The sequence below is a fragment of the Idiomarina sp. UBA4206 genome (genome assembly GCF_002383015.1).
Classification (GTDB): Bacteria; Pseudomonadota; Gammaproteobacteria; order Enterobacterales; family Alteromonadaceae; genus Idiomarina; species Idiomarina abyssalis.
The window spans coordinates 8,930-17,130 of record NZ_DFTS01000044.1 but is presented as its reverse complement, the minus strand read 5'-3'; the positions used below and the strand labels follow the sequence as shown (position 1 = coordinate 17,130).

Here is an 8,201-nt window from a genome sequence, read left to right as displayed (position 1 = left end):
ATCGGGGCGCAATACTAAACATCGTAAACTGCGCCCTGCGGGAGTGTCACGCGGCTACTGCCCAACACAATATAAACAGCGTTAGGCAATAACGCACTAAAGCATACTTTTCAGAACCTTGTCCTTGCGGATAAAGTGATGATGCAAAGCCGCAGCAACATGCACAGCAACCAATGCCATAAGTGCCATTGCCAGCCAGCCGTGCAGTTCCCGGAATACGGCATAATTCTCAATGTCGACAGTAAGCACCGCCGGTAAACGGAACCAGCCAAATACGTCTATGGGCCGCCCGGCAAAGTACTGCATTAAATACCCTGAAATAGGCATGGCGGACAACAGCAAATAAAGCAGCCAATGAGAAGCCTTAGCCACAAACTTCTGTAAACTCGATAAGTCACCAGGTAATGCCGGAATTTGATGGAACAAACGATTAATCAGGCGCGCAATAACCAATACGGCAGCAACAACGCCGAAAGCTTTATGTACGGTTAAAATGCTTAACTGCCAGGGCTCTAATGAGCGAACCATTAATAACCCCGCCGCCAACATCGAAATAACCAACGCCGCCATAGCCCAGTGGAACAAGCGCATTGATACCGAAAACTTATGTGGTTTACTCATTGCCCTGCCCCTGTAGCTCACCCATTAACGCTTCTTTTGCTCTGCGCCGATAAGACTCGGCATAAGCCGCAGACCGAGCCCGCAGTATCGGGTCACGGGTTGCCTCAATGCCTGTTGGTAACACCAGAGGATCATAATTGATACCGTGACATTCGCCCTGTAGTTGCGGCGTTACCGCGGTAATAACAACTTGTCCCGCCGTAATTTGCTCACGGCTGGCCGGCCACGCCTTTGCTGGGTTGTTCTCGTCGTCTTCCTCATTTGCCAAGGTAAAGCTCCAATCAAAAACAATGTCTTCTTTCGCGACCCGGTTAGTAATTTCTTCGTGCAGAGCATCCACACCCTCTAAGTTATCAGCAGGAACAAAAACCTTGGGTTGCATGGCCCAGCGTACGGCTTGCTCATTGCCTTCAGAGTTAATTAAGTAAAACGCATTAATGCTGTTATAAGTTTCGGCAGCAAAGCTTCCAGTGGGTTGATATTGCGCTTTCCAGCTTAAAAAGTTGCTGCTCTCAGGGTGCTCAGCAAAGAACGCCTGTATTGCTTTAGGGCCTGCCTGAATGGCCTGAATTTGCTGATAAAAAGTATGTGGGTCTTTAACCGCCATAACCGGCGGCGTATTCATTGCAATACGCCATTGCTCGGTCGAGCTCATAGCAAAGCTTAAGGCCAGGCTACGCACTGGTGCTTTTAAGTCAGGGGCAGTTGGGTTATTGCCCGCCACTGAAAAGCGCCCGATAAAAGGCGTTACGCCCTGTTCAAATAGTGCGGCCTCAGAATAAGTAGCTAGCTGCCCGTTAGAACGAAACTCCCCCGTAACACAAATGCCTTTAGCGTGAGCCCTCCTAAAACCTCCGTGAGCTGCTTCGCCCTGCTGTAAATTCACAAATTGCTGCGCTGTTACTTTAGGCGGCTCTTGCGCCGCTGCGCTCACCATAGGAGCCAGCAGTAAAACCAAATACCGATTTTTCATATTGAAAGTACTCTTACTATCATTTATCTTGAATTCAAGATATACGATAATAGAGCATATTGAGTTCACTAGCGATGCAAAATTTAGAACGAATAAAACAACAATGGGCCAAAGAGCTCCCTGAGCTCGATACCTCAACCATGGAACTTGTCGGCAGGCTCCAGGTAATCCATAAACATATGGCGTCTGCTATGAATAATACTTTTCGCCAGTTCGGACTTACCGACGCGGGGTTTGATGTGCTGGCAACTTTGCGCCGTTCAGGAAAACCTTACCGGTTGACCCCTAACCAACTACTGGAACAAATGCTGGTTACTTCGGGCAGTATGACCAGCCGTCTGACATTGCTTCAGAAAAAAGGGTTCGTGACACGTGAGCAGGATGAAAACGACGGTCGCGTTAACTGGGTAAAACTCACCGATAAAGGGTTAGTTCTTAGCAACCAAGTCATTCATCAACATGTCCAGACCCAGGAAAGGCTACTAAGCGTTCTGTCAGAAAGTGAGCGTTTACAACTCACTGAGCAGCTTAGCCGTTACTTAAAACGACAAGGCTTAGAATAAGTATTAGTCAATAGAACACTGCGCGCAGCGCTCTTTACCGGTTAATAGCTTTGAAATGCGGTTGCGGTTACGTGCAAAAAATAAATAGGTTTTGTCAGCAAACCAACGAATAATAGGCCAGCGCAGAGGGGCGATCATCCAGCCTTTACCAACTAGCGACCAGGCCGCATGAGTGACATCCAGACCATAAATCATGTCACCGGAACTGGTCTGCCCGTGTAAGTACTGGTTAGCTTTGGCAACATCAACCTGAGGGTAGCGCTGACTAAAGTCTGGTTCATTCACGTTTTCGAATTGAATCCGCCCTTCTTTATCCAACCGTTTTAAATGCCGCATTTCTTTAACGCACAATGGGCATCCGCCATCGAAAAAAATAATGAGTTCCGAGCTCTGTTGAGACATTGCGACCACCACTTTATTGAGTTTCACTTTCTTATACGCTTCTTTTGCGTATTTGACTCATGATGTAATGCGAAAATCGGTTTGCAAATTCTGCCAATGTCTTTTCAACACGTCTTTTTGAGAATCAACCATGGGCAATTCCGACAGCTTATCAGGCCAGTTTTCTCTCGCTAAAGTCAATGTTTCATTTAAGTGCACTTTAACCGCTTGCCATGGCACACCTATTCTATTTGCCCAGGCTTCAAATGAAGCCATATCGACATTATACCAGTTCTTGTTCCTGGCCATGTTAAGAGCAAATTCGAGTTCGCCAGCTACATAAGGCAAAGTAGATACAATGTCATACGCCGGAGAAAGCTTTGGTCGTAGCCCCTCAGAATAAATTAGAGACCAGTTTTTTAGATGTGCATCACCGTTAGCCAATAAAATATTAACCAATAGCCTTCTCGCCATTTGCTGAACATCTTTTAACCCCTGAGCGCCATATTGAAATAGCGCATCCGCAATTTGCTCATAATTGAACTTTTTATATTTGTCATGGGAATACACCTGAAAAACCTGTGCAAAATCTTCGGTATGTACACGCTTTCCATCATCCCGGTCAAAACGCTTTATTGCGTAAGCATGTGTCTCATTAGGGAGCTGAATATCAGGCAAATTATCTAACTGATTCAGTTCAACCAGCTTAATTTCCGGTATCTCAATACCCGCAATTTGCGCCAGCCGCATCGCAGTATATTCGTTATAAGGCACATGTTTGTGCACTGTTGAGGGTGTTTTGATTATCCAGCTATCAGCGTTGGCATCCCTACCAACGTTAAATCGACCGTCTTGTCCTTTCACTGAAGAGAACTTCATTTGTACGCCAGCCAGAGAAAACTTATCCTGACTGTGTTCGACATCAATCTGTACCGGCTCAACCTGTTCTCGATGATCAAGAGCCCAGCCCGGTACCTGACCCGCTTGTATTGGCTCAGCTAGCAAAGCGCCAGGCAAGTTTCGCCCCATATGAGCCATTAAGGGAAATTCATTGTCAGTGTGCACTTTTAATGAACGACTCATCCATTCTCTTAAAGCACCCTCAGGTAATAAGTTCGATAAAACAGGAGTCAGTCGCTGCGCGCTAACTAAGGGCTGAGTTAGATATCTCGCATCTGCCAGCTGTGTTAACGTCAACGTTTCACGTTGAGTTACCGGAAGCGCAATATAACTAGGCGAAAATACAAAGATATTTTTACCGCCCGAATAGTGCGTCAACACTCCAACCTCTTGGCCATTAAGAGACATTTTAAGTCCTTCAACGTTTTCGACTCTTTTCATGGCTGTCATCGTCAGTCCTTTAAATGCTTATGCTTGTTTGCCCAAAAGTCATCCGTCGACGAGGAGGATTCTACCGGTTGATGATTCTCTATTTGCTTTGGATCGGTAATGGACAACTCAAGCCCCAAGCCAGCTAAAATACGCAGCAATGTAGAAACTTTTAAATCTTGTCCTGACTCGACTCGCTGATATTGCTGTTGAGACATGCCAATAAGCATCCGCATATCCTTTTGCGATAAATTTTGTTTTTTTCGCTCTGCGGCAAGGCGCTCCGCGATGTCTTTTAGTGTAGTCATAAAACAACCCAAATGATGTATACAAACCGAATATACATCATAAGTATTGTAATTCAATAATAAAACAACTTTTTTATTGTTATCTTGATTGCAGCTGCATTGTAAAAACAATAGCCCTTTTGCTTAACTCACAATACGTCATTACCTCGGCATTAGCCTTAATAACCAGTGCTACCCTATTTACTTTCCGTTAGCGCGACATCTCAGAAACTGAATGAAAAATAAGGATGCAAGGATGCCAAAACTCTCTAAAATTCGTCTCGTTTATTTAGCTGTTCTATACGTCACCGCCTTTTGTGCCTTTCCTGCAGCAGCGTTGCAGGCCCCAACGCAAATCCAACTGGCAAAAGTGTACGAACAGGACAAAACCACCCCCGTTAGCGACTATTTAGTAAGTGAAAAATACGACGGTATTCGGGCTATTTGGACAGGCAAGCAACTACTGACCCGGCAAGGCAACCTGATATCAGCTCCTGAATGGTTTACTGCACCGCTACCCGACGTTTGGCTTGACGGTGAACTGTGGGCAAAACGTCAGAATTTTGAGGCTTTAAGCTCTATTGTGCGCACCCAAACACCAAAAGATAACCGCTGGCGGCAAGTGAAGTACATGGTGTTTGATATGCCAGACGCGCAGATGCCTTTTGAGGAGCGATACAAAAACTATTCAAGCTTAATTGAACAAATAAACGCTGAGCATATTAAGCCGGTAAAGCAGCAACGGTTTCATTCCAACCATGAGTTAAGCAAACACCTGCAAGCTATGGTTGAGAATGGCGCAGAAGGCCTGATGCTGCACTTAGCAACGGCACCTCATCAGTCTGGCAGGAGCGACGCTTTATTGAAGTTAAAACCCTATTTCGACGATGAGGCCAAGGTTATCGCCCATTTACCGGGCAAAGGCAAATATACCGGTATGCTCGGCGCTTTACGCGTGCGAAATCAACAAGGCATTGAATTTTCTATTGGCACTGGGTTTACAGATGCAGAACGTACTAACCCGCCACCTGTCGGGAGTATCATTACCTACAAGCACCACGGTTACACTAATAATGGCGTGCCGCGCTTTGCCAGCTTTTTGCGAATTAGAGAGGAGCTCGAAGATGAATAACTTTCCAAGCAGGATGTCCATGCGTAATATACAGAAACTAGAAAATTGACACCCGATACGTTACAGGGTACGATTTGAGGGTGGAGATGCCAAGATAGTAAATTATGAAGATTATCACTGAGGTATTCGTATGTTGATGCACAATCCACCCCACCCTGGCGAAGTTCTACGAGAGCTTTGTCTCGAGCCTCTTGGCTTATCTGTAACCGCTGCAGCGGAAGCTTTGGGCGTAAGCCGGAAAACGTTAAGTGCTGTTCTGAACGGCAAGGCTGGTATTAGCCCTGAAATGGCTATCAGACTATCAATCGCATTTAATACTTCAGCGGAAAGCTGGCTAAACCAGCAGTCCCAGTATGAACTCTGGCATGCCGAGCAACATCGTAAAGAACTCAAGGTTAAGAAGCTCGTTGCCGCATAAAAGCCCTAAGCGAGGCATATGATGAACTCAACCAAAATTAATTACATTGAACTACCGGCGCGGAGTCTTGAAGCTAGCAAGCGCTTTTTTCAGCAGGCCTTTGGCTGGGAGTTTGTTGACTATGGCCCGGAATACTCTGCTATTCAAAATGCCGGGCTCGATGGCGGCTTTTACCAATCTGATTTGGTTGCTCAAACATCCACTGGCAGCGCGTTGGTGGTTTTATACAGCAAAGACCTTGAGCAAAGTCTGAAAAGCGTTGAGGACGCGGGCGGTAAAATAATTAAGCCTATATTTGATTTTCCCGGTGGTCGACGCTTTCAATTTACTTGCCCTAGCGGCAACGAATACGCAGTATGGTCAGAATAATAAGACTCCGGCACATAAATCATTTCATAGTAACTCATCTGCCCACTGGTTAGCCTTAGCGGCGTCAACCGCCGTAAAAATTTCGAAAATACCAATCTATTTATCTAAAATTTACCTAGTCTATAAATAGGTTTTTGACCTAACTCACTCAATGAGGAGGCAATATTATGAAATATTGGGCACTTGCTTTATTTTCATCAATTGCATTAGTTGCATGCTCAAGTTCGCCTGAGTACCGTCAGGCAGAAAATAACGGTTTCGGCTATAAGGAAAGCCAGCTAAGTGACACCCAATACCGGGTTCACTTTAAGGCACGAGGTTCCGATACTGAAAAAGCAATGGACTTTGCTATGCTTCGCGCAGCTGAATTGACCTTACAAAATGACTATGACTGGTTTACTGTTTCCAGCCGTGAAACTCTGGTCGACAAAGAGCAGAAGCAGAATACATCTCAAGTAGGTTTTACTCGTCGTTACGAGCAAGTTCGCGAATGTGGCATATTGTCGTGCCGTACCACTACCAGGCCATCCACGTCTTATGAAGCCGGTGTCTTTGTAGGGGGTAATCGCGACAGCGAAGTCGAAGCCATAATGAGCATTAAGTTCGGTAAAGGTGAGCAACCGGACTCAGAATCAACTTTCGATGCCAGCGAAGTGCATGAAAACCTTAAACCGAAAGCAGAAGGCTCCTAGTAAAAAGCCTTATTAGGCAAAATCTTTCAACTTGAGGTGCCTGTCAATTAATTCCACAAGCGCTTTTGGCACCTCATGTTCAGTAGCTAACTCCCGCCACTGAGACACCGCGTTTATCACCTCATCAATAATTTCATCAATTTCTTTGCGCTCTACCTTTGGTAACTGAACGTCTGCCAGCGCGTAAAAATCGGCGCGGGTATGGCCGCTGCGCTTGCCATTTAAAGACATCCAATGCTGCTCTACCCAGGGGTTTCCGGGTTTATAGCTAAAGGCAACGTCGTAAGCCGGGCTCAACCGCCATTGCTTGTCCTCCAGCATAAAACCAAAGTTCTTGGAGTGATCATCGTGGTTGGTTGCTACGTGGTTAAAAACCATACGGCGAAATAAGTCTATGGCGTCCGCTCGTGGCAACCTTAACTGACGCGCCACCTGAAACAGCTCTTCATAAGAAAACGCACCAATGTCATGGTAGTTCACGTGTTTAATAGCCGTAAGCGTTTGAATGTGCTTTTTCTCATTGCCTATTCTGTCAAAGCGCTTGGTCACAAAATGGCGGCGGTTGCCTTCATCCAGCAGGTGGCACGGCATCATATGAATGCCGGCTTTTGTGGCCATTAAGTAATACACATATTCCATGGCACCGTAACCGAGCGGGTCACCAAAGGTTTGCTGAGAAGGGTCGCGCTCCTTTACGCCGTCAAACTTCAGCAGATAATGCTCAAAGCCCTCGGGCACAAGCCCCTGCCCTGAACGCACCTGGCTGAAATCCTTATTAAATGCCAGTACCGCTTTTGGCCTTGCGCCACCTGCGCTGGTGCCAACCGCTAATAAGGCCTGCATCATTTCTTTGTCTGCCGCGTCATCAAAGTGTGTGCGCTGACGAAAGCCCTTTCTTGCATCGAGCACTTCCTGCGCTAATTTCATTAAGCTTTCAAGCTCAATGTCTTTGTTTTTGGCGTTGGTTCGATTCTTACGCGCAGGGTGATACTCAAGAGCGCCCATGCCCCGTTCACCAGTATACTGAAGCCGCTCAAGCGGGCTCAGAGGCTCTGTGCGGTCCGGCTGTTGCGCCACCCATTGGTTCAGTACCGCATTACCAAAGTCATCGGGCAAAGAGTCCGCGAGCATACCCGGCAGGCCTCTGAACGTATCCCAATTTAACCCCGGAAAAGAGTAAATTCGTCCCTTCTCGGCAGGCATAGTTAAAGGCGCAAGCGGAATGTTTTTTTCGACAAATTCAGATAAGTATTCGAACCGCGCAGCCGTGTCGCCCTTGTTATAACTTAAGGCACCGACAGGCTCACCTTTGTAGCGAACTTCAATGGTATTAATCACCAGTCCAGCTCCTCATTGTCAGCAGGTTTCACACGCGTTTTACCGCTCGCTCGTTTCTTCTGTTTGGTGCTACTTTTGAGTAGTTGCACAGGAGAAAC

The 8,201-nt window shown here is 46.4% G+C and carries 11 protein-coding genes and 1 pseudogene; 6 read left to right on the top strand and 6 right to left on the bottom strand.

The features are described from left to right. A pseudogene (locus tag B3180_RS10185) lies at window positions 1-85 on the top strand (fumarylacetoacetate hydrolase); the annotation flags it as partial. Window positions 86-96: 11 nt separating this feature from the next. Here the strand turns inward: B3180_RS10185 and B3180_RS10180 are convergent. Further along, entirely contained in the window at window positions 97-621 is a 525-nt protein-coding gene (locus B3180_RS10180) for a cytochrome b (protein WP_278358466.1), read from the bottom strand. Continuing rightward, window positions 614-1,594 (bottom strand): catalase family peroxidase, encoded by a 981-nt coding sequence (locus B3180_RS10175; protein WP_278358465.1) that lies wholly within the window; start codon window positions 1,592-1,594, stop codon window positions 614-616. The genes B3180_RS10180 and B3180_RS10175 overlap by 8 nt, the downstream gene beginning before the upstream one ends. A gap of 74 nt (window positions 1,595-1,668) precedes the next feature. Here B3180_RS10175 and B3180_RS10170 point away from each other — a divergent pair, with 74 nt between their 5' ends. After that, window positions 1,669-2,157, top strand: coding sequence for a MarR family winged helix-turn-helix transcriptional regulator (locus B3180_RS10170; protein ID WP_278358464.1), 489 nt, complete (start codon window positions 1,669-1,671; stop codon window positions 2,155-2,157). Window positions 2,158-2,160: 3 nt separating this feature from the next. On the opposite strand, the gene B3180_RS10165 is transcribed toward B3180_RS10170, so the two are convergent. The 3 genes from B3180_RS10165 to B3180_RS10155 are packed head-to-tail and all read right to left on the bottom strand — an operon-like array spanning window position 2,161 to window position 4,175. Continuing rightward, window positions 2,161-2,559 carry a thiol-disulfide oxidoreductase DCC family protein gene (locus tag B3180_RS10165; RefSeq protein WP_273023258.1) on the bottom strand — a complete coding sequence of 133 codons (399 nt, stop codon included), beginning with the start codon at window positions 2,557-2,559 and terminating at the stop codon, window positions 2,161-2,163. Between the two features lie 57 nt (window positions 2,560-2,616). Then, the gene (locus tag B3180_RS10160) at window positions 2,617-3,879 is read right to left on the bottom strand and encodes a type II toxin-antitoxin system HipA family toxin (RefSeq protein ID WP_278361291.1); all 1,263 of its coding nucleotides are present in this window, start codon (window positions 3,877-3,879) and stop codon (window positions 2,617-2,619) included. A gap of 11 nt (window positions 3,880-3,890) precedes the next feature. Further along, window positions 3,891-4,175 (bottom strand): helix-turn-helix domain-containing protein, encoded by a 285-nt coding sequence (locus B3180_RS10155; RefSeq protein ID WP_271331761.1) that lies wholly within the window; start codon window positions 4,173-4,175, stop codon window positions 3,891-3,893. A gap of 235 nt (window positions 4,176-4,410) precedes the next feature. Here B3180_RS10155 and B3180_RS10150 point away from each other — a divergent pair, with 235 nt between their 5' ends. The 4 genes from B3180_RS10150 (at window position 4,411) to B3180_RS10135 (ending at window position 6,765) form a co-directional block, all read left to right on the top strand. Beyond that, window positions 4,411-5,286: a DNA ligase gene (locus tag B3180_RS10150; RefSeq protein ID WP_273023256.1), complete on the top strand. Its 876-nt coding sequence runs from the start codon at window positions 4,411-4,413 to the stop codon at window positions 5,284-5,286. Window positions 5,287-5,416: 130 nt separating this feature from the next. After that, window positions 5,417-5,704 (top strand): HigA family addiction module antitoxin, encoded by a 288-nt coding sequence (locus B3180_RS10145; RefSeq protein WP_088767569.1) that lies wholly within the window; start codon window positions 5,417-5,419, stop codon window positions 5,702-5,704. 18 nt (window positions 5,705-5,722) lie between these two features. Continuing rightward, a complete protein-coding gene (locus tag B3180_RS10140) occupies window positions 5,723-6,073 on the top strand; it encodes a VOC family protein (RefSeq protein WP_273023253.1) in 351 nt (116 codons plus the stop codon). A gap of 167 nt (window positions 6,074-6,240) precedes the next feature. Continuing rightward, window positions 6,241-6,765 carry a CC0125/CC1285 family lipoprotein gene (locus tag B3180_RS10135; protein WP_273023252.1) on the top strand — a complete coding sequence of 175 codons (525 nt, stop codon included), beginning with the start codon at window positions 6,241-6,243 and terminating at the stop codon, window positions 6,763-6,765. 12 nt (window positions 6,766-6,777) lie between these two features. Here the strand turns inward: B3180_RS10135 and B3180_RS10130 are convergent, their stop codons facing one another. Further along, window positions 6,778-8,103, bottom strand: a complete 1,326-nt coding sequence (locus B3180_RS10130) for a type II toxin-antitoxin system HipA family toxin (RefSeq protein WP_286844338.1) — start codon at window positions 8,101-8,103, stop codon at window positions 6,778-6,780. Window positions 8,104-8,201 lie beyond the last annotated feature (98 nt).

Excerpts from the sequence above, each read along its gene's own strand:
- B3180_RS10180 (WP_278358466.1), bottom strand. The coding sequence starts at position 621 with ATGAGTAAACCACATAAGTTTTCGGTATCAATGCGCTTGTTCCACTGG.
- B3180_RS10175 (WP_278358465.1), bottom strand. The coding sequence starts at position 1,594 with ATGAAAAATCGGTATTTGGTTTTACTGCTGGCTCCTATGGTGAGCGCA.
- B3180_RS10170 (WP_278358464.1), top strand. The coding sequence starts at position 1,669 with ATGCAAAATTTAGAACGAATAAAACAACAATGGGCCAAAGAGCTCCCT.
- B3180_RS10165 (WP_273023258.1), bottom strand. The coding sequence starts at position 2,559 with ATGTCTCAACAGAGCTCGGAACTCATTATTTTTTTCGATGGCGGATGC.
- B3180_RS10160 (WP_278361291.1), bottom strand. The coding sequence starts at position 3,879 with ATGAAAAGAGTCGAAAACGTTGAAGGACTTAAAATGTCTCTTAATGGC.
- B3180_RS10155 (WP_271331761.1), bottom strand. The coding sequence starts at position 4,175 with ATGACTACACTAAAAGACATCGCGGAGCGCCTTGCCGCAGAGCGAAAA.
- B3180_RS10150 (WP_273023256.1), top strand. The coding sequence starts at position 4,411 with ATGCCAAAACTCTCTAAAATTCGTCTCGTTTATTTAGCTGTTCTATAC.
- B3180_RS10145 (WP_088767569.1), top strand. The coding sequence starts at position 5,417 with ATGTTGATGCACAATCCACCCCACCCTGGCGAAGTTCTACGAGAGCTT.
- B3180_RS10140 (WP_273023253.1), top strand. The coding sequence starts at position 5,723 with ATGATGAACTCAACCAAAATTAATTACATTGAACTACCGGCGCGGAGT.
- B3180_RS10135 (WP_273023252.1), top strand. The coding sequence starts at position 6,241 with ATGAAATATTGGGCACTTGCTTTATTTTCATCAATTGCATTAGTTGCA.